This window comes from Haloarchaeobius caseinilyticus, from assembly GCF_051207395.1.
Taxonomy (GTDB): Archaea; Halobacteriota; Halobacteria; order Halobacteriales; family Natrialbaceae; genus Haloarchaeobius.
The window spans coordinates 169,323-190,879 of the sequence record NZ_JBPJZC010000004.1 but is presented as its reverse complement, the minus strand read 5'-3'; the positions used below and the strand labels follow the sequence as shown (position 1 = coordinate 190,879).

The window sequence follows — 21,557 nt, the reverse complement described above, 5'->3', positions numbered from 1 at the left end:
CATCGACGCCGGTGTGAGCGAGGCGGTCGGTCGAGAAGAGGCGACGGTCACTGGTCGGTGGCGTAGCCGACGAACGCGAGTTCGGGGCTGAATTCGAGTTGGGCGTAGTAGTCGAGTAAGCCTGCTGCGACGCCGTCGATGGTCATGTGGTGATAGCCTGTTTCTCGGAACGTATCCATCGCGGACGCGATGAGGTGCAAACCGTACCCGTTGCCGCGTTCGTCTTCGGCGACGCCGATGGGACCGAGGCCACAGTAGCGCGCCCCCCAGCGGTCGAGCCAGTTGACACAGGCCGTGAGAACCGACGAATCGGCACAGCCGGTCCGGGCGAACGCGACCACCTCGTCGTCTCGCTCGACGAGCCAGTAGTCCTGCAAGCCACCGGGAAGACGGCAGTTCGTCTCGACTTGGTACGCCCAGCGCCCGTCGAACTCGCGCTCCATGAACGCGTGAAGTGCGACCTCGTCTTCGGGTCGGGCCCGACGCGCTCGCACGCCGTCGGGCGCGTCGAGGTGCGGTGCCATCGCCGCGCGAGCGTCGGGCGAGCCGATGTCACAGTAGAGGTCCCACAGCTCTCGGCCGCGCTCGAACCCGACCGACTCCAGTGCGGGGGCGTACACCTCGGCGGCGGCTGGCAGCCCAGGCAAGAATTTGCGGATGTCGACACCGAATCGTATCGTCGTGATGCCGTCGTCTCGCATGTCTCCGACGGCCGTTTCGAGCAACGTCGTGCCGTCTTCGACCGGGTCTGCGAGTAACGGGTCGACGACCATGAGACTCACCCAGCCGGTGTCTGTCTCCGGGTACCCCGGAACCGGTTCCCTGAGTCGTTTGGTGGCAACGAACCCCGCGAGGTCACCGTCGACGAAGCCACCCCACGCGGTAGTGGCGACCCCGTCAGCGGGGGAGAAGAGTCGCTGTTCGGCGATGCGGTGGTCGAACGCGACGGTCGGGTGGCAGGCGTTCCAGCGAGCGACGCCCTCGTGAATCGTGGCTCTTCGGGTGAGACGGCGACAGTCCATGACACGACTACTCACGGTGGCCGAAAATAGGTTTCCCCGCGGGACTGCTTACAGGTAGATGGATTCGAGCGTCCACTCCGACAGCGGGACGAATATCGGGTCGTCCGTGTCGAGGTCGACGCGGTGGCCAAAGGGTGCCTCGACGACCGAGCCGAGGTCGATGCGGCCGTCTTCCACGGCGAGTGTCGCGAAACCGTCCGGGTGACGCGTGTACAGGTCCGAGTGTGCGTCGAGGACCTGTTCCTGGACCGCGTCGGGGAGCATGCTCAGACCGCGGTAGTAGTGGTGGCCGTTTCGTTCGATGCTGTCGATGCCCAGCGTGGCCATCACGGCGAGGTCCTCCTGCAGTTCGACGGGACCGAGCGTGGTGAGGTCTTCGCCGCTCAGCAGGTACTCACCGCCGTCTCGCTGGCGACGGTGTTCGAGCAGACAGCGGTTCGCGATACCTTTGAACACACCCTTGCAGTTCTTGTGGCTCGTGCCGTCGTAGCCGCTGTCGAGCGCGCGGGGGAGACTGTCGAGCGAGTCGTCGGACTCGTCGATGATGACTGGCGGCCGGTCGTCCCACTTTGCGAACGCCTCGCGGGTCTGTCCGCTGAACGCTTCGTCGCGGGGTAGCGGCTGTTCGACGTAGCGCAGGTGGTCGAAGAACGCAGCGAGGTCGTCGTCGGCCGCCATCTCTGTCCACTGGTCGCGAAACGCCGCGACGGAGTCGTACTGCTCGTTCGCGTCGAGCGTGAAGGCGTAGTCGTCGAGGTGGTCGTCGACCACGTCGTAGATGCGCCGGAGACGGTCGGCGTCGGACGGTTTTGCGGCGAGTTTTATCTTGAAGTGGCTGATGCCCTGCTCGGTGACGTACTCCGAGAGCGTCTGTGGGAGGCCGTCGTCGAGTCGGTCCTCGGGCGACACGTCTGCGGGGACGAGCGGGTCACTGAGGCCGACAGTGTGCCGAACCGCTGCGTCGGTGCGGGGTTCGTCGGGAAGTAAGTCACCGGGCTCGGCGTCGGTCAGTTCATCGTGAATCGCGCCGAGGTCGATGCCGAGGTCGTTCTCGTGGACTGCGTCCGGGAAGGGCGTGTCGAGTGCTGTGCAGGTCGCATCGATAACTGCCTGTTCGACGAGGCTGACGCCGTAACTCCAGAGGAGGTCAGGATGGTCGGTGTCCGGCGTCCCATTCCCGATGGCGTCGTAGAGTGCCTGCCAACACGCGAACGCAGACGGTTCGGCCGCCATCTCCTCGGCGGTCGCGCACGCGATCTCGAACACGTCGAGCATGGCATCGACGCCGGACTCCATCGTGAGGTCCGGATCCTTGTAGAACCACATCGGCGCGAGCGCACCCATCGCCACGCCGCGATACTCGTCGCCGTCGACTTCGACGGTCGCGTCGAGCAGAATCTGCGGGCCTTCGGCGACGTGGACGTTTCCGAAGTGGAACGTCATCCGCCGGTGTAAGTTCAGTACGTACAGCTCAGTGTCCGCGACGGAAACTGTCATACGAGACACTCTCGCCGACGGTAGATAAAACTCCGCCCGGTCGCGTCTCCGATTTCGGGTGACTGTGCCAGCGATACATTTTATTCCTCCCGGCGTGAGTGGTAGACGTGCTCGATATTACCACGCTCACCCTCGACGACGTCGAGGCTGGCGTACGCCTCTCCACTCAGGCAGGGTGGAATCAGGTGGCAGCGGACTGGGAGCGATTTCTCGCACTCTCACCGAACGGCTGTTTTGCTGGTCGTATCGACGGCGACGTCGTCGCGACCACCTGCGTCGCCACCTACGACGACGTGTCGTGGATCGGGATGGTCCTCGTCGACGAAGACCATCGGCGCGCTGGCTATGGAACCGAACTGTTCCAACGAGGCCTAGACTACGCGCGCGACGCGAATTCGTCAGCCATCGGCCTCGACGCGACGCAGTACGGCGCGTCCATCTATCACGACCACGACTTCGAAGACGCGGGTCCCATCGAACGCTGGACCGGCCCGCTCGACGCCAGTCCCGACACCGAGACTGCAGCGACGGTACTCACGCCGAGTGCCCGCGACTCCATCTACGAACTCGACTACGCGACGGTCGGTGTCGACAGGAGCAAGCTCCTCGGTCGCCTGTTGTCCGAAGTCGGCACGTCGGCACTTGGCGTCCGAGACGACGGCAGCCTTCGAGCGTACGCGATACTTCGACCTGGGCGTGAACACCCACAACTGGGCCCAATCGTCGCACCAGACCCCGCCGACCTCCCCCGGTTGCTCGACGGGGCCGCCGGCGTCCTCACTGACCCGTGTCTCGTCGTCGACTCCTTCCCGTCACCCGAGACGACCGAGGTCCTGGAACGGTACGGGCTACAGAAACGGCGTGAACTCGTCAGGATGAGCTACGAGACCGACGAACGGCTGTTGAACGGCTCCGCAGTCCACGGGGCGGTCGACTTCGCGTGGGGATAACTCGGGTGGGGCGACCGTCGCAGGCAAAGCTTTAATCGACTCGTACACGTCGATTCAGTCCACCGATGGACTCGTTCGCCCAGAACGTCGACGGCTTCTACGACGCCAGTGCACAGCTTCCGAGAGAGATTCGCAGACGCGCAGACGCGCAGTTCGCGGCCGCAGAGCGCGCTCGCGAAGCGGTCGATTCGGTCGAGGCCGCCGCGGCCCGACGAGACGCTGCTCGGGAGCACTTCTTCGACGCGATGGGTGGACTCCCGAGCGAAAAGACGCCACTTCGGCCCGAAGTGACCGGAACGCTCGAACGCGACGGCTACGTCGTCGAGTCGGTCGTGTTCGAGAGTCTTCCTGGGTTCCACGTCACAGCGAACCTCTATCTTCCCGACGCAGTAGCTGACGAATTCGGCGAACGCAGCGACGACGAGTCCGAAGCCGAGCAGGTCCCAGGTGTCCTCCTCTTCTGTGGGCACTCGTCGACGGGAAAAGCGGCGCAAGTCTACCAGCAAGTGTGTCTCGACCTCGTTGCCGAGGGGTTCGCCATCCTCGCGGTCGACCCCATCGGGCAGGGCGAGCGTCACCAGTTCTACGACCCCGAAACGGGGACGACCCCGAGAGAGAACGTTATCGAACACACCTACCTCGGGCATCAGTGCTTGCTCGCCGGGACGAATCTGGCCCGGTTCTTCGTCTGGGACTGTATCCGGTCGTTCGACTATCTGGCTGGACGGCCCGAGGTCGACGAGACCCGCATCGGCGCGACGGGCAACTCCGGCGGCGGCATGCAGACGGGCTACCTGATGCTTGCCGACGACCGCCTCGCCGCCGCGATGCCCTGTTGCTTCGTGACGAGCAAGGAGGACTACATGAAGACCGGGCAGGCACAGGACGGCGAACAGATTCTCTGGCGAGCAATCGAGCGCGGGCCCAGATACGATGACTTCCTCACCGGATTCGCCCCGAAGCCGGTTCGTGTTGGCGCTGCGCAGTCTGACTTCCTCTGCATCGAGGGCGCACACAGAACGGTCGAGCGCGCCGAGTCGGTGTACGGCCTGTACGACGCGGCCGAGCACATCGACCTCACGGTGTCGCCGGAGACGCACGGGTTTTCCCCGACGCTGCGACAGGCCGCGGTCAACTGGTTCCGTGTCCACTTGCAGGGCCGAGACCCGACGTTCGAGACTGGGGACCCGGCCGTCGAGGCTGTGGAAACGTTGCACTGCCTCCCCGACGGCGAGGTGAACGCAGCCTACCCCGACGAACGCCACGTCGTCGACCTCGTCCGTGACTTCCTCGACGAAACGGGACGGACGAGCGACACCGAACGGCCCGACGTGGACGAGTTGCCGGACCGCCTTCGGGACCGTTTCGACCTCGACCGGTCGCGGTGTCGACTCTCGCCACGGTCCATCGAGCGCGAAGAATCGGACGGACTCGTCCGCGAAAAGGTGTTCTTCCGGAGTGAACCCGACATCGTCACCACCGGAATTATCGTTCGTGACCCGGACGTAGACGAGTCGATACCGACCATCGTGTTACTTCCGCACGGGACCGACGACATCGACGCCTACCGCGACGACGTCGACGAGTGGGCTCGCAAACGCGGTGTCGTTCTCGTCTTCGACCCCCGTGGCGTCGGCGGCGTCCGGTCGCGCAACGTGAACACGCCGCTGGCGAACGGGGGAACGTACTTCGACTACCACGGGACCGAGTACAAACTCGCTTCTGACGCGCTGATGACCGGCACTTCCTTGCTCGCGATGCGGACCTTCGATGTGCTCCGGGCGGCCGACTACCTCCGCGAGCGAATCGGATGCGAGCGACTCGGTATCGTCGGTGCTGGCCGGATGATGTTCCCCGCACTGTACGCCGCGGTCGCGGACGCGGAGTTCGTCGCCGTCACCCTCGACGACGTGCCGACGTTCCGCGACCGGGCGACGACCGCCGAGATAGACCCGGTGTTCGGCCTCAACGTCTTCGACGTGGTCGGTCGATTCGACGTGCCACAGCTGCTGCCGGTGCTCGACGACCGGCAGGTCGAGCAGGTACCGTTCCCCGACGGTGGGCTTCCGGCCCCGGACCGTCGAACCTGAATGCGGGAACGCTTTTGTCAATTCACCCGAAAGGACCAACCATGCAGTTCGGTCTCTGTACCATCTCGAACAAGCAGCAGGACGTGTTGGCTGTCCTCGATGCCGCCGCGGCCGCGGGTTACGACGGTGTCGAAGTCTGGGGCGGCGACCACGTCGGCGACGGCGACGAAGCGACGTGTGCCGCGATTCGCGAGTGTGCACTGGCGAACGACCTCGCGATTCCGGTCTACGGGTCGTATCTCCGCCCCGGAACGGCTGGCTTCCACGACGAACTCTCACACGAACTTCGCGTCGCCGACCGACTCGGGGCGGACCTCGTCCGTGTCTGGGCGGGCGACCAAGAGTGGCAAGACCGGGACGACGACCACCACGACGAGGTCGTCTCCGACCTCTACGAGGCGACCGTCTTGGCGGCAGATATGGGACTCGAAGTCACGGTCGAGAAGCACGAAGGGACACTGACGAACACGACCGAAGGTGCCCGACGTGTCGTCGAGGGCGTCGACCACGAGGCGTGTGGCCTGAACTACCAGCCACTGTTCGGCATGGCTCCGGCAGAGCTCGTGCAGGAGGCGAGGGCACTTGCACCCCTGTCGAACAACGTCCACGTGCAGGCAGTGCCCGACCGCGACACGCGCGACCGGTGTCTCCTGTCGGACGCGTTCTTCGACCTCGAGGCGGTGCTCGGTGCGTTCGCGGACGAGGGATATGCAGGCTACGTGAACGTCGAGTTCGTCACCGACGACCTGTCCTACGAGGAGGCGATTGAACGCGACAGAGCGTATCTCACGTCGATGCGGTGAGTCGCTCGTCCGGGACAGACGTTCTCCCGGACGAGGAAGTCAGATAATTCAGAATAATCAACATACCGAATACTTATTAAGATTTAGTGGGTATGACCAGATGCGATGTCGAGTGACAACACATCCCATGTCGGGGGGAGCGGCGCATCCGACGACGACTGGACCGAATGGCTCGACCCGAACCTCTCACTGGTGGCGGACTCACTGCCGGTGGACCGCCGGGACTTCCTGAAAGCCTCAGGAGTCGCGGCGCTGGCGTCGATGGTCGGCGCGAACATGGCCGGGGCAACCCCAACCGATACAGCACAAAAGACACGAGTAACCTACTACACGAACGAGGAACGACAGGCAGCACGCGACAACATCCAGCAGTACGACTGGGCGAAAGACATCCGCGACGGCGCGGTCGAAGACGCAGACACCGTCCTTTCGACGTTCTCGCAGGACGAACTCTGGGAGTACGTCACGAGTCAGGACGTTCCGCGGGCGGGTTGGCTCGCCGGCGGCAACGCCGGCTACTACCCTGGCAGTGGCTGGGACTCGAAACACCCGCTCTCCGGCTTCAGCTACGCCTGCGAACCCGGGAAGCAGTGGAAGGTGACGAACGGCACGTACACACTCCCGACGAACGACTACGAGGCGTACCGCAAGAGTGGCCTCGACGACGCCGGCAAGTTCGATCCGGACCTCGCCGACGACTCGCTGCTGGTCAACGAAGAACACCCCGAGATGGGTGCGGGCTGGGGTGTCGACGACGGCACTGGCTGGGTCGACGAGAACGGTGACCTCGGTCCGGAAGGGCAGCGCTGGGTTCCCGTCGCGTGGGCGAACCACTGGTTCGCTGGATACGGCCATCGTGAACTGGCCGTCGCACTACGCGACGCCTACCTCTACACCGGCGAGCAGCAGTACGCGACGGCAGCCTCGGTGCTGCTCGACCGTATCGCCGACGTCTATCCCGAGTTGAGTCTGCAAGACACGGTGTACTTCGAAGAGAGCGGCTACACCTACATCAACGGATTGCCGAACAACTCACACGGTGGGACCGGGCGCGGGAAGGTAGCCGGTTCCATCTGGGAGTCGTTCCGCATCAAAGCGATACTGCAGGCGTACGACGCGGTCTTCCCGGCACAGTCCGGCGACGACGAGATGGTCTCGTTCCTCTCGGAGAAGGAAGCCGAGTATCCCGGCATCGGTTCGAAGTCGTCGGTCAAAGACATCCGAGCGAACATCGAGACCGGCCTGATTCAGGAGATACTCCCGGCGTTCAAGGACGCACAGATTCGGGGGAACTTCGGGAGTCACCAGACGACGCTCGCCCTCTCGGCAGTCATTCAGGACGACGCCGACGGCTACACGAAAGACGCCCTCGACTTCCTGTTCAAAGCAGGCGGACTGGAGTACGAAGACGACGGCACGCCGTGGGGGAACTGGTACATCACCGGCGGCGACGTACTCTCGTCGCTGCTCACGAAGTTCGACCGCGACGGCCACCCCTACGAGGGGACGCCCCACTACAACAGCCTCGTCGCGTCCGCCTTGCAGGGGACTGCCGACGCCCTCAACGGCTACGACGCCTACGAGGGCGCAGACCTCTACCAGAATCCCGTGTTCAAGCAGTCGTTCAAGACCCAACACCCCATCACGTACCTGAACGAGTACGTCCCGAAGTACGGTGACACGGAAGGGGCCGGGGCACCGGGCTTCCAGTACACCATCGAGACGGACAACCTCGTCCGGGCGTACGAAGTCCACGGCGGCGACGACCTCGCGCGGTGGATCTACCTCCGTAACGACCAGTCCACCGACGGGCTTCGCGGCGGCATCTTCGACACCGACCCCAACTCGGTGAAAGACGACATCCAGGCGGTCCTCGATGCGGAAGGGCCGTTGGACATCGACAGCACGCAACTGGCCGGACTGGGCTTCAGCGCGCTTCGTGCGGGCGACGCGGAGAACGGCCGCGGCGTCTGGACCTACTACGGTCGGAACGCGTACGGCCCCGACGAGGGGTACGGCACCAGTCACTGTCACCGCGACACGCTGAACCTCGGCGTCTTCGCACACGGCCTGAATCTCAGTCCGGACCTCGGCTACCCCGAGGAGACCGGTGGCTGGCCAAAGCGTCGGAACTGGACCTCGAACACAGTCAGTCACAACACCGTCCTCGTCGACGAAAACAAACAGGAGAAACAGTGGGTCTCGAAGCCCCGTTTCTTCGACCACACCGACGACGTACAGGTGTTCGACGTTGACGCGAGTAACGTCTACGACCAGTGTGACGCCTACGAACGGACGACGATGCAGGTCGCCGTGGACGAGGAGGACTCGTACTCGGTCGACTTCTTCCGCGTCGCTGGTGGCGACGACCACCTGTTCAGCTTCCACGGCGCGAAAGTGCCCGGCGACGACCTGAGCTACAGTCTCGCCGACGGCGTCTCCGAGTTCGTCGTGCGCAACGGCGTCGGGAGTATTCAGGCGTCGACCGAGAAGAAGACCACCGGCACGTGGTCGACGCGGGTATACGACCCCGACGGCGACAGTCACGACTGGCGTGGCCTCGCCATCGACGCGGGCAGCAGCGACGTGGACGTCACCGTCGACATCAACAGCGCGGTCACCGGCTACAACGACTACTGGCACCACAACCACTCGGTCTCCCTCGGCACGGACGACCAGGGCCGCCGCGTCGTCGCCGGCGTCGGCAATCAGGGCGCAGACCCGGCCGCGAAAATCGGTATCTACTACCCAGAGAGCAACACCTGGGGCGACCACGACAACATGAACGACTGGGAGAAAGGCGCGTGGTTCAGCCTCTCCGTCACCCAGTCCGGGACTGGCGTCGACGTAGAATTCGTCGACAGCAGTGGGTCTACCCACGCCGCTGGGTCCTACACCCTCGACAGTCCGACCGACTCGCAAGTCGGCATCTTCGGCGGTGTCGGCAAGGGCCAGACCGGCGCGCTCTACTTCGACGACTTCCAACTCGACGGCTCCACCGTGGAGTTCCTCGACGTCGAGTTCGAGTCGAACACCGGGCTCGAAATCGAGGGCCTCTCGCTCACCGAACAGGACGGTGGCACCTACGCCGGTCCGAACGTCCCCAAGCCGGGTCGCGGCGAGGACACCGACTACAACCGCGAGGTCGGCAACGGCTACAACTACCTCTACGACGTGAGCCGCGACGACGACCCCGGCGCGTTCAGCGTCGACTGGGACATCGTCGACTACTGGGACGCACTCGACACGGACATCGACGCGCACCTCCGGCTGACGATGCTCACCGAGTGCGACGACGTGGCCATCGCGAGTGGGAACCCTCCACAGCGGTGGGGTAACCCCGACAAGTTCCGGTACGCCCTCGCCCATCGCGAAGGGACCGACCTCGACACGACGTTCACCTCGGTCGTCGAACCGTACGTCGACGACCGGTACGTCGCGTCCATCTCCAGTCCGCTCGTCGAAACCGTCGACAGCGACGAGGAATCGTTCGACGACGGCGATATGCAGGTCGCGTCCGGGCCGGTCGCTGCCGTGAAGGTCGAACTCACGAACGGTCGGACCGACTACGTCGTCCGGACCTACGACCGCGATACCGTCTACACCATCGACCGCACGGTGCAGGTCCAGGGCGAGTACGCCGTCGTCTCTGTCAACGACGGCGAAGTCAGTCAGGTCTACCTCGGCGACGGGACGCTCGTCCGGCCGGTCAACGAAGAGGACGACGGCTCTTACGACCCCGGGCAGCCGTTCGTCAGCAATCCGGTGGGACGCTTCGAAGGGACGGTCGAAGACTTCACTCGGTCGCTGACGCTCGACAACGAGATAACTGTCCAACTCGCCGGTGGGCACAACAGCAACGGTGGCAATCGCGCGTCCATCGAGGACGCCGTCGGTCGCTGGGTGTACTGCGACGCCGTCGACATGCGCAACGGTGCGTACGAGATTACCGGCGTGACGCAAGAATCCGGCAACCGCGTGACGCTCTCGGTCGGCGAACGGACCACGGTCAAGGAGTTCACTGACTCCGAGAACCCCGATGCTGGCTACGAGTACGTCCTCGTCGAGGGTGGCGACTGCGTTGTCCCGCTCTCTTCCACCTGGTCGGCCTGAAGGCACTCGACAACTCCACGACACTGCCGACGCTACCGGACTGCCGACGCTACCGGCATCCCCCGTCTGCCATCACTGGATCGTTCCCCTTTTTTCGCCACGCTGTTACTCACGTCTGTCACTCGTCAACACAACGTTGAAGGTTCTATCGAGTGAGATGAACACGAGATGCGAATAGCCTTCATCGGAGCTGGCAAGATGGCCGGCGGTCTCATGGATTGCGTCGACGACGTCGACAGCCACGAGATCGTCGCCGTCTGTGACGTGAACGAACAAGCGGCGCGTGACGCGGCCGACCCGCGCGGCGCGTCTGTCTACACCGACCACCACACACTGTTCGAGGCGGAAGAATTCGATATCGTCTTCGTCGCGATTCCCCCGTTCGCCTACGACGACCAGGCGGAACTCGCGGCCGAACACGGCGTCCACTGCTTCGTCGAGAAGCCCGTCGGTCTCCATCCCGAAGACGCCCGCGAATGGGAACGAGTCCTCGACGACGCTGGCGTCGTGACCGGTTCTGGGTACGTCTTCAGGTACGATGCCATCACGGAACGAGCCATCGAACTCATCGACCAGCGGCAAATCGCGCTCCTCGACGCCTGCTACTGGAGTAGCTTGCTCGCGAGCGAGTGGGGCAACGAGATGGAACTGTCCGGCGGCGACATCAACGTTCGAGCGACGCACGTGTACGACCTGCTTCGCTACCTCGGTGGGGAAGTCGACCGCGTGTTCGCGGCCGGCAGCGAGTCGGTCGGGACGCCAGAAATCGACTACTTCGACGCCGTCGCCGCGACGCTCGAACACGAGACAGGGGTCGTCTCGAACGTCTCGTCGTCGGTCACCGCACCGGAGTGGACGGTCGAACTCGACATCGTCGGGGACGACTTCGAAATGCACCTCGACTATCCGGACCAACGATTGACCGGTCTGGTAGACGGTGAAGCAATCGAGTTCGACGGCACGTGTGACCGCTACGCGAAAGAGGTCGAACAGTTCCTTCAGGCGTGCGAAGCGGACGACCAGTCGCTCGTTCGCTGTTCGTTCGCCGACGCGACGCGCACGCTCGAACTGAACTGGGCCGCTATCGACGCGGCAGCGTCGAGGTCGGTGTCCTCTCCCGGCGACCGATGAATCGACCCAGGACGCCCGGGGCACAGCAGCGCACCGAGACACAGTAACGACGAGTCGATTGGCCACTCACCGACTGCTAGTCAGTCGAGACACAGTAGCGGAGTCGGCGACGAATTTCGTCTGCTGCCCGTGCAGCGAACGCCTATCCACCCAGTACGGCGACACAACCTTTAGGTGTCTGTCTTCTGAATTGCTAACACATGGTATCGAATACGATGCGAGCAGACGCGAGGCAGGATGCGAGCCTCGTCGAGCGTGGCGTCTTCGCGCTCCGTCGCTCGTTCTTTCTGTCACTGACCGTCTTCGGCGTCCTCGTCACGGCGATCGGGTACACGTTCGAGGTCCTGTGGATGCTCGGCCATCCCGTCGAAGACGGTGTCCTCGCAGGGATGTTCGGCATCTGGGGACTCACCGCCTTCACCCTCGGTCTCGTCGGGTACGGGACGCTGCGGTACCTCCGGAACTACTGAACCGTGCTGGCCACCATACCCACCAACCGACACATGCGCACGAAACACACCACCACGGTCGACGGTATCGACGGTAGAGTATCCACGCCACCGCTCGCAGCGCGCGATGGCTCGCTAGCAGGTGATGCGAGTGTCCCGTAGCGAGGCAGCGCTCGGGACGCACGAACGGGGACAGGAGCGCGACGTCATCATCGAGATGAACGACGTGACGGTCAAGTTCGACATGGACCGCGGCGAGTCCCGCGTACTCGACGAAGTCTCGATGGAGATCTACCGCGAAGAAATCCTCGGCGTCGTCGGCGAGTCCGGCAGCGGGAAATCGATGTTCGCGGCGGCCTTACTCGACGCCGTCGTCAATCCCGGTATCGTCACCGGCGATATCACGTACTACCCGCGTGACGGCGACCCGGTCGACGTGCTCAATCTCCGAGACGACGAACTCAAGAAACTTCGCTGGAACGAGATCTCGATGGTGTTCCAGGGAGCGATGAGTTCGTTCAATCCGACGATGAAGATCAAAGACCACTTCGAGGAGACCATCCACGCTCACCGGGCGAGTTACTCGGAGCGGATGGACCACGCGTACCGGCTCATCTCGGACCTCTACATGGACCCCGAGCGCGTGATGAACGCGTATCCCCACGAACTCTCCGGCGGGATGAAACAGCGCACCCTCATCGCGCTGAGCCTCATCCTCGAACCGGAGATACTGGTCATGGACGAGCCGACGGCGGCACTCGACTTGCTCATGCAGCGGACGATTCTGACGCTGTTGCAGGACTTACAGGAGAACTACGACCTGACGGTCGTCTTCATCACGCACGACCTGCCGCTCGTGGCGGGACTGGCCGACAGACTCGGCGTCATGTACGCCTTCAACTTCGTCGAGTACGGCCCGAGCGCCGACGTGGTCAGGGACGCCGGGCATCCGTACACTCGTGCGCTGCTTCGGTCGGTGCCGAGCGTCGACGCACCGCTCGACGAGATGCGACCCATCGAGGGCGAGGCACCTGACCCGGTGAACGTTCCGGCTGGCTGTTCGTACCACCCGCGCTGTCCCGTCGCGCGTGAACAGTGCGTCCAGAGCGACCCCCACTTCCACGAGGTGGAAGGCCAACACGAAGCGGCGTGCTTCTACTCGGAAGAAGCCCAACAGTCGGTGCCGTATGGGCTCGGTGCGCACGCCCACAGAGGTGGTGACACGTGAGCACGGAACCACTGGTCTCACTCGAAAACGTCGAAGTCCACTTTCAGAGTGACGGCTTCCTCGACAAGATCTTCTCACACGACGATAGCGTCGTCAAGGCGGTCGACGACGTGTCTATCGATATCGCCGAACAGGACGTGCTCGCACTCGTCGGCGAATCCGGCTGTGGCAAGACGACGCTCGGCAAGACCGCCGTCGGCCTCCAGCGGCCGACCGGTGGCAGCGTCAAGTACCGTGGGCAGGACATCTGGGCGGCGAAAGACTCACGGAATCCGGACATCCCGTTCGACGAGATTCGTCGGTCGCTTCAGATTATCCACCAAGACCCGGGGAGTTCGCTGAACTCGAACCGGACCATCGTCTCCTGTCTCTCGGACCCGCTGAAACGCTGGCAGCCGGACATGGACGTGAACGAGCGCGAACACCACATCTACCGGTTACTCCAGCGTGTCGGGATGAAGCCCGCCGAGGACTACGCGACGCGTTTCCCACACCAACTCTCCGGCGGTGAGAAACAGCGCGTCGCACTGATTCGGGCCATTCTGATGGAACCGGACCTCATCCTCGCCGACGAGGCGGTGAGCGCGCTCGACGTGAGTCTGCGCGTCGAGATGATGGACCTGATGCTCGAACTGCAGGAGCTGGTGGACACCTCGTTCCTGTTCATCTCACACGACTTCTCGAACGCCCGGTATCTGGCGGAGAAGGCCGACGGCCGAATCGGCATCATGTACCTGGGGAAACTGGTCGAAATCGGCCCCGCGGACCGCGTCCTGCAGAACCCGCAACACCCGTACACGAAGGTGCTCGCGTGGGCGACGCCGCCGCTCGACCCCGACCTCGCACAGAAGGCACAGCAGACGAAGCCACCGGTACGTGAAATCGACATTCCGGACCCGAAGAACCCGCCATCGGGCTGTCGGTTCCACAACCGCTGTCCGGAAGCGAGAGAGGCTTGTACGGGAGAGGTTCCGGAACTCGTCGAGACTGAGTGCCAGACGCAGGCGGCGTGCTTCCGGATGGACGACCACCACGAGTACTGGGAGTCAGAACCGCTCGACGCCGACGCTGCGAGCGACTTCGAAACGCTCGACGAGAAAGGCGGGACGACCGCCACCGCCGACAACGACGACTGACTTACCAGGTCGTTTCGGTCAACTGTCCTTCTTCGTCTTCGCCGACGTCGTAGTAGCGCACTTCGGCGTAGTTGTTCTCCGTGTCGACGTTCATCCAGCGCACGTCGCCGCCGTAGTCCGACTCCTCGGACATGTGGCTCAGATGGCGCGAGAGGACGAACTCGATGCCGTTCTCGACCTTGCTGCCACGGCCGTGGTCGTAGTAGTAGTGCCCGGTGTTCACCAGCACCGTGTTCCCGCGCGAGAGCACGCTCTGGACGGTCTGATAGTTGAGGACGAAGAAGTACGGTTTCGAACGCGTCTCCCAGTTCTCGTCCAGCTCCGTGTGCTTACACAACGGGGCGTGACAGAAGACGAACGTCGGAATGTCCGGGTCCTCGTCCATGAGCCGTTCGAGCATGGATATCTGCGGGGCCGTGACGAAGTTCTGAATCTCGGTGAGCGGGTGGGTCCCGTCGTGCGGGTTCGAGTCGAGGAACACGTAGCGCGCGCCGTCTTCCTCGAAGTGGAACCACAGCGGGTGGTCCTCCGCGGGGAAGTGCTTCCGGTACGCGCTCAGGGGTCGCTCGTTGTTCCCGCGGATGACGTGGTAGTCGCTGTCGAGGCGTTCGTCGAGCAGTCGCTTCGCCTTGCCGAACTCGCTGTGGTAGTAGGCGTCGTCGGGGTCGCCGTGCCACTCGCCCCACTGGGTCGCGTCTTCCCACGGCGAGATGAGGCGCAGGTCGCCACCGGCCAGCGTCCAGTCGACGCCGACTTCGTTCAGCTTGTCGATGGCAGCGTGCTGGACGTGTTCGTCTTCGTGCGGGAAGCGACCGATACTGATGTGCAGGTCGTAGAGGAGGCCTATCGTCTGCATCTCACTCACTCCACAGGTGGACCGCGGTTCCCTGGTCGAGGTAGCCCGTCCCGTCTTCGACCTTCGCCGAAAACACGTACCCGCCGTACATCTCGCGGCCGATGAACGAGTGTTCACGGTAGACCCGCCCGTCGGGCGTGAACTCGACCATCGGCGTCATGAACGGTTCGTCGTCGTCGTTGGTCAGCGTGATTTCCGTCTGGAACTCGTCGCCCTCTAAGTGGATGGGTTCGAGTTTGAGCGAGAGTGTCCCGCCGCCTTCGACGCGGCCACGGCCACGAATGCCGGCGTAAATCTTCGTGTACTCGATGGGGCCGAGGAAGTGATTGACCGTGAGGTTGCGCTGGAGTTGGACGTACTCCGAACTGGTCACCTCCCAGTCGACTGCACCCGGTTCGGTCTGTGATGGCGTCGGACCGAGTGGCCACGACGCGATGAGTTCCGGGCCGCCGTGACGCGGCTGGTAGTCGCGTGAGACGAGGCCGCTCTCGCTCTGGTCGACGGGGTCTCGTCGCTCGACGATGCGGTTGTCGGCGACGTCTGTACGCGAGGGCCGACGACGGCCGCCCTGTGAGGCGGCGTCGGTGCTCTCGCTATCTGAGCGTGGGCTCGATTGGTCACCCATAGACAGACGTTCACACGCCCGCTAATAATACTTTGCTCCCCGGCCAGGGCTCGCGATTTGTCCGCAAGGTCGCCGTCGCCAAACCATTATGCCGGTTCGATGCACACTGCTAGTCGACGATGCCCCTAGCGAAGACACGTGTCGAGGTACTCGAGTCGGCGGTGAGCGCGTTGCGACGACCACACCTCGAACCCTACTGGGACGGAGAGTACGACGAGGCAGAGTGGGGCGGACGAAGTCGGATTCGGCAGGACTTCGCGGCGATATACGCGGTTCTCGCGGCAGAGACCGGGAACCAAACGTACCGTGACGAAGCCGTGGCGTATCTCACAGACATCGGCGAGGGCGACCACTTCGCGTCGATTCTCACTGGCACGGCGTACGAACTCGTCGGCGACGAACTGACGGACGCCGAACGCGCCTCGTTCGCCGACACGTGGGTCGCCGGTGCAGATGCGGCACTCGGCCAGTACGTCGATGAGCGCGAATCAGAGTGGGAGCACGTTCCGAATCACGCCATCGCGGCGTGTTTCTACGCTGACTACGCGCGTCACCTGTTCCCCGACGAAGCCGCCGCATACGAGTTCAGCGACCGAACCGACCCGGTGTGGCAGTCGTGGTGGAACCGGCGGGAGTTCCACGAGCAAGCATCGAACTACGAAGGGTTCGCGGAGTCGATGCTGGCTCAGTGGGCAGGCCTCCGGGGACTGACCGACGAGTTCTACGCCTCGCGCTCGGTCCAGAACATGCTCGAACGGAACACGCGAGTCGTCACGCCCGGTGGGATGGTCGCCCCGTACGGTGATTCGAGCTATCACCAGCACCAGTGTACGTGGCTCGCGCTGTTCGAACGAGTGGCGGCGGACACGGGCGACGGTCGGTACCAGGCCGTGGCTGACGACGTGTTTTCGTACTTCGGCCGCCGAGTCGCTCCCACTTTCGCTGCGACGCTGAATCGCCTGCCCGAAACCGAGAGCGTGTACAACGGGCGACTCGTCTTCAAGACACACGCCCACGAACTCGCGTGGTTGGCGCTTGCGACCCACTGGCGAGACTCGACCGTCGACTTTCGACGCCGACCGACGCCCGACGGGCGTATTCGACGCCTTCCACAGGGGTACGTTCTGGACGAGTCCGACTTGACGCGACTCCCGAGCCACGAACTCGTCGACGGGCAAGTCGCGCTCACCGGGGGTGACACAGAGAGTGGCACGAAATCGTATCTGCTCCTCTCGGTCGGACCGGCACTCGTCCACGACCACGCCGACGCCGGGGCGATACAACTCCTGACTTACGACGAATCGACGCTCCTCGGCACGAACGGCTACCTCCAGCGTGAACTCCTCTACCACAACGTCCCGTACGCACAGCCGACGACGTGGGACCGCTACCCGGCTGACGACCACGACAAACTCCTCACGGGTGACAACGACACCGCGGGAGAGATAACCGAATTCGGGCTCGGCGCACGGTCTGCACACTGTCAGGTTCGCTACGACTCATTTCACGGCCTTCCAATCGACGTAACGCGCGAGATAGACGTCGAGCCCGACGGGGCGGTCGTCGTGCGAGACGGCATGCTGGCACACGAGGCTGGCTATTGTGGTGGCCCGTTGTTCCACGCCGAGCGCATCGACGAACTCACTGACGGTCGCTACAAGCTTCGCACGGAGACGCTGCGGTCGATGGACCACATCGAGACCACGAACCCGCCAGGGGCGTTGCTCGTCGACGTGGGCGAGACGCCAGCCGAGACCTCGGTCGTCGAACCGAACCTCCCACCGATCTACGAAGAGAGCTACGACGAGTTCCCGACTACCGAGTACAAGCAACTCTGGCAGCGCAGCTACACGGCACGACGCTGTCTGGCGGCACAGACGGAACTGGTTCCCGGTGCGGAGATGGTGTTCGAGACGCGCCTCGAACCAACGCACACGCAGTGACTCGAACCATCGTTCGAAATCGACGACGGCGGTAGGTTCTCGTCGCGGGTAAAAACTTAATAACTGACGGACGCATTCTCAGGCAGATGAGTGAATTAGCACTCCACGGTGGCCCCCAGGCCGTCGAAGAGCTAGAGATTCCACCGTGGCCACAAGTGAACGACCAGGACAGAGAAAACGTACTCGACGCGCTCGATTCCGGCGTCTGGTGTCGCTCCTCCGGAAACGCGGAGTGGGTCGAGCGTTTCGAAGACCAGTGGGCCGACTACCACGACGCAGAGCACGCCATCGCCGTCGCGAACGGGACCATCGCCATCGAGGTCGCACTCCGGATGTGTGACGTGCGGCCCGGTGACGAAGTCCTCGTCCCGCCGTACACCTTCATCGCGACGGCGAGTGCCGTCACGTCTATCGGCGCGGTTCCCCGGTTCGTCGACGTCGACCCGGAGACGCACAACGTCGACCCCGAGTCGGTCGCCGAGCAAGTCACCGACAAAACGGTCGGCCTCGTCGGCGTCCACATCGGCGGCTACCCGATGAACTTCGACGAACTCCTGCCCGTCGTCGAGGAACACGACCTCTTCCTCATCGAAGACGCGGCCCACGCACAGGGGAGCGAGTGGCGCGGCGAGAAAGTCGGCACCATCGGCGACGTGGGAACCTTCTCTTTCCAGCAGACCAAGGCACTCTCGGGCGGTGAGGGTGGCATCGTCGTCACCGACGACGAAATACTCGCAGAGCGCGGGCACCTGCTGCACAACATCGGCCGCGTCAGCGGGAAGGCGTACCGACACTACGAACTCGCATCGAACGCCCGCATGACCGAGTTCCAGGGTGCCCTGCTCTGCTCACAACTGGAACGACTCGAAGCACAGAACGAGAAACGCCGCGAGAACGAGGCGATTCTCCGCGAAGAACTCGAATCCATCGACGGCATCTCGGCCAAGCCCGAGGACGACCGTATCACGGCTCGCGGGTACTGCATCTTCGAACTCCAGTACGACTCGTCTTCGTTCGAGGGACTCTCGCGCGATGACTTCCGTGAGGCCCTGAGTGCCGAAGGCGTTCCCTCGGGGACTGGCTACACCTACCCGATGTACGACCAACCCACGTTCTCGCGAGAGAGCGTCGAAGCCCTCGTCCCCGACGACGCAGACGTCCCAGCGTACCGGAGCCTGCATCTCCCCGGCGTCGAGCAAGTCACCGAACGCGTCATCTCGTTCAGCCACCCGATGCTCCTCGTCGAGGAAGCAGACATCCGGGCCATCGCAGACGCCTTCCGGAAGATTCAGCGGAACGTCGACGAACTCATTTAGGCGATTTCCGCTCGTCGATGGGTATCTCTCTCTGCCTCTTCGACGAATCGGACTCGAACATTCGCACGTTCCAGTCCAAACTTGAGCAGTGCAACAGGTCCGCGTGAACAGCGATCGCTGTGGACACCAGCATGACCGTAAAACATAGTGACGAGGCGGGATACCGTGACAGACAGTGGTGGGTTGTTGGTGGCTTACTCGTACACGTGGTCGACCATCCCGTTCTGGATCATGTAGTACAGACCGGTGTTGTTGGTCCCGGTCGCCGGCCAGTCCTCTTCGGGCCACTGGTAGTTCTTCGTGTCGCCCCAGTTTCCACCGAGGAGGTTGTACGTGTCGATGTCCGGGAGGTGGAAGTTCCACGCCCAGCTGAGGTCCGTGATGATCTCATTAGTCCGTTCCTTCGAGATAGGCGTCTGAACTTCATTGACGAGTTCGAACACGTTCACCTCTTTCGTCGGGCCGTCGAGGGTCATCGCGCCGATCTCCTCCGGCACTTCGACGACGAGCGGCTTGCCATTGTACGGGGAGAACTTTTCGCCGTCGTCGAGCCAGCCCTGAATCTGCGAGTCGAGACCGCTCGTCGGGCCGTAGCCCGCCGGGCCGAGCCGCCAGCCCCAGAACGTCCCGTAGTCGAAGTACGAGAACGGGTGGAGCGTGATACCGGCATAGTGACTCTCGGTACTCAGGTCCCAGTCACCCATCTTGTTCTGGATGATGTCGACCTTCGTGCTGCGCTCGATGGAGTTGAACTCGACGGGGAAGCCGTACTCCTTCATCTGCTCGGAGGCGACGCGACCGGCGATGAACCACTGACTGCCGTTGCCGACAGTGAAGCGAATCGGGTCGATTTCGCTGCCACTGGAATCGACGATGGTGCCGTTCTGGCGTTCGTAACCGGATTTCGCGAGGAACTCGTCGGCGAGGTCGTGTGCAGATTCTTGGGGCTTGTAGTCGATGAACTTGCCCATGTTGTCACCGAGGTACACCTCACTGTTCCCCGGGTCCATCCCGCTGTGGACGGGGAGCGGCGCACCGTTCCCTGCCGCGGTCGCGGCCGGTTGCGTGTTGATGACGGCAGCGATAGCGCGACGGAAGTTCACGTCCTGCAGGTAGTCGCGGTTCTTCCAGTTGATGAGTACCTTGATGTTGTTCGTCGTCGGGTACTCCGCCAGATTCTTCAGGTGGTCTGGACTGGCACCTTTCCACTGCTGTTGGAACGGACCGCTGGACATGTCGATTTTGTCGTTGGTGACGAGCTGGTCGGCACGAGAGGCGGTCGGTGCGAGTTGCGTCTTCGCGGTCTCGATGCCGATGTCGCCGGCGTTTCGGTGACCGTCCCACAGCTTCAGCGTCGTACCGGTGTCAGACCAGTCCGATAGCTTGTATGCACCGTGACCGAGGCCCTTGTCGATGAACTCTTCGTTACTGATGGTGAGTTCGGTCAGCTCTTTGGTGATGCTATCGCGCTGGTCCGCACTGCTCGCGTCTTGATACCGTTCCATCCACGACTCCCACCGGTCTGCGCCCTGGAAGAAGGTGCGCCGGAGCTGCGTGTTGAAGTAGATGTTCGGGTTCCGCGGTTCCTTCAGATGGTACTTCAACGTCTTGTCGTCGACCTCTTCGATACGCTCGAACTCGCTGGAGTCCGGAGACTGGAGCCGCACCAGTTCGTCGTACGTGTATAGGTCGTGCGCGGTGAAGTCGTCGCCGTTCCAGAAGCCGAGATCCGGCTGCAGCTTCGTCGTGAGGACGTCGTTCTCCGTATCGTAGTCCCACGATTCGTACCCCATCGGACGGAGTTTCCCGTCGCCGTTGAACAGCACTGCTCCGTATTCGAACACCCACTGGGCAAGGTTCCCGGGGAAGTTCTGTGCTGCGAACGGGTTCCAGTTGAAGTCCGCAGGGAGCAACGATGACGTCGAAAGCTCGTCGAAGACGGGTTCGACTGGGGTTCCCTGGTCGTTGTTGTTCTGTTGGCCGGTGCCGTTACCGCCACCGTTGGTCCCGTCAGAACTGGTTTGGTCGGAGTCGGTGTCCCCCCGGCCGTTACAGCCTGCGAGACCGGCGATCGTCGCCGCGCTCACGGTTCCCAACCACTGCCGTCTAGATATTTGTTTGCCACTCCTTGGCATAGAAATACCAATTTCGCCTAAGTACCTAAACCTTTCCCAGTCTGACCGAAATCTGATATATGGTAGTATAGTAGAGACGCGTACCCGTGTGTGACTTAACAGTGTCGCGTCCGCTCTGAGTTCTCGCGGTGGAGGAGACCGACTCTAGGGCGACTGAATGACCCTAAACGGACTCAAAGGGAACTGAGTCGGGCCTATATCGTTTAGCGTTGTCAAACCCAGTCTTGGAACGTCGTGGTCGAGACTCAGCCATCGGCGACCCC

At 63.1% G+C, this 21,557-nt stretch carries 15 protein-coding genes; 10 read left to right on the top strand and 5 right to left on the bottom strand.

From position 1 onward, the window contains the following. Positions 1–47 precede the first annotated feature (47 nt). Positions 48–1,022: a GNAT family N-acetyltransferase gene (locus ACSC1P_RS18520; RefSeq protein ID WP_435361693.1), complete on the bottom strand. Its 975-nt coding sequence runs from the start codon at positions 1,020–1,022 to the stop codon at positions 48–50. 48 nt (positions 1,023–1,070) lie between these two features. After that, a complete protein-coding gene (locus ACSC1P_RS18515; RefSeq protein ID WP_435361692.1) occupies positions 1,071–2,519 on the bottom strand; it encodes an enolase-like domain-containing protein in 1,449 nt (482 codons plus the stop codon). 107 nt (positions 2,520–2,626) lie between these two features. Here ACSC1P_RS18515 and ACSC1P_RS18510 point away from each other — a divergent pair, with 107 nt between their 5' ends. The 8 genes from ACSC1P_RS18510 to ACSC1P_RS18475 all read left to right on the top strand — a co-directional run bounded on the left by ACSC1P_RS18510 (position 2,627) and on the right by ACSC1P_RS18475 (position 14,419). Next, a complete protein-coding gene (locus ACSC1P_RS18510; RefSeq protein ID WP_435361691.1) occupies positions 2,627–3,469 on the top strand; it encodes a GNAT family N-acetyltransferase in 843 nt (280 codons plus the stop codon). 65 nt (positions 3,470–3,534) lie between these two features. Next, positions 3,535–5,559, top strand: coding sequence for an alpha/beta hydrolase (locus ACSC1P_RS18505; protein WP_435361690.1), 2,025 nt, complete (start codon positions 3,535–3,537; stop codon positions 5,557–5,559). A gap of 41 nt (positions 5,560–5,600) precedes the next feature. Continuing rightward, positions 5,601–6,362 carry a sugar phosphate isomerase/epimerase family protein gene (locus ACSC1P_RS18500; RefSeq protein WP_435361689.1) on the top strand — a complete coding sequence of 254 codons (762 nt, stop codon included), beginning with the start codon at positions 5,601–5,603 and terminating at the stop codon, positions 6,360–6,362. Positions 6,363–6,467: 105 nt separating this feature from the next. Beyond that, on the top strand, positions 6,468–10,475 hold the full coding sequence (locus ACSC1P_RS18495; RefSeq protein ID WP_435361688.1) for a twin-arginine translocation signal domain-containing protein: 4,008 nt from the start codon (positions 6,468–6,470) through the stop codon (positions 10,473–10,475). 168 nt (positions 10,476–10,643) lie between these two features. Next, the gene (locus ACSC1P_RS18490; RefSeq protein WP_435361687.1) at positions 10,644–11,606 is read left to right on the top strand and encodes a Gfo/Idh/MocA family protein; all 963 of its coding nucleotides are present in this window, start codon (positions 10,644–10,646) and stop codon (positions 11,604–11,606) included. A 200-nt stretch (positions 11,607–11,806) separates the two neighbouring features. Continuing rightward, entirely contained in the window at positions 11,807–12,076 is a 270-nt protein-coding gene (locus ACSC1P_RS18485; protein ID WP_435361686.1) for a hypothetical protein, read from the top strand. Between the two features lie 130 nt (positions 12,077–12,206). Then, positions 12,207–13,283: an ABC transporter ATP-binding protein gene (locus tag ACSC1P_RS18480; RefSeq protein WP_435361685.1), complete on the top strand. Its 1,077-nt coding sequence runs from the start codon at positions 12,207–12,209 to the stop codon at positions 13,281–13,283. Beyond that, the gene (locus tag ACSC1P_RS18475; RefSeq protein WP_435361684.1) at positions 13,280–14,419 is read left to right on the top strand and encodes an oligopeptide/dipeptide ABC transporter ATP-binding protein; all 1,140 of its coding nucleotides are present in this window, start codon (positions 13,280–13,282) and stop codon (positions 14,417–14,419) included. The genes ACSC1P_RS18480 and ACSC1P_RS18475 overlap by 4 nt, the downstream gene beginning before the upstream one ends. Before the next feature lies 1 nt (position 14,420). On the opposite strand, the gene ACSC1P_RS18470 is transcribed toward ACSC1P_RS18475, so the two are convergent. Both ACSC1P_RS18470 and ACSC1P_RS18465 read right to left on the bottom strand, forming a co-directional pair. Then, positions 14,421–15,275 carry a metallophosphoesterase family protein gene (locus ACSC1P_RS18470; protein WP_435361683.1) on the bottom strand — a complete coding sequence of 285 codons (855 nt, stop codon included), beginning with the start codon at positions 15,273–15,275 and terminating at the stop codon, positions 14,421–14,423. 1 nt (position 15,276) lies between these two features. Then, entirely contained in the window at positions 15,277–15,900 is a 624-nt protein-coding gene (locus ACSC1P_RS18465) for a hypothetical protein (RefSeq protein WP_435361682.1), read from the bottom strand. A gap of 119 nt (positions 15,901–16,019) precedes the next feature. Between ACSC1P_RS18465 and ACSC1P_RS18460 the strand changes: the two genes are divergently transcribed. Then, the gene (locus ACSC1P_RS18460) at positions 16,020–17,843 is read left to right on the top strand and encodes a hypothetical protein (RefSeq protein WP_435361681.1); all 1,824 of its coding nucleotides are present in this window, start codon (positions 16,020–16,022) and stop codon (positions 17,841–17,843) included. A gap of 86 nt (positions 17,844–17,929) precedes the next feature. After that, positions 17,930–19,159: a DegT/DnrJ/EryC1/StrS family aminotransferase gene (locus ACSC1P_RS18455; RefSeq protein ID WP_435361680.1), complete on the top strand. Its 1,230-nt coding sequence runs from the start codon at positions 17,930–17,932 to the stop codon at positions 19,157–19,159. A gap of 194 nt (positions 19,160–19,353) precedes the next feature. Here the strand turns inward: ACSC1P_RS18455 and ACSC1P_RS18450 are convergent, their stop codons facing one another. After that, the gene (locus tag ACSC1P_RS18450; RefSeq protein ID WP_435361679.1) at positions 19,354–21,246 is read right to left on the bottom strand and encodes an ABC transporter substrate-binding protein; all 1,893 of its coding nucleotides are present in this window, start codon (positions 21,244–21,246) and stop codon (positions 19,354–19,356) included. Positions 21,247–21,557 lie beyond the last annotated feature (311 nt).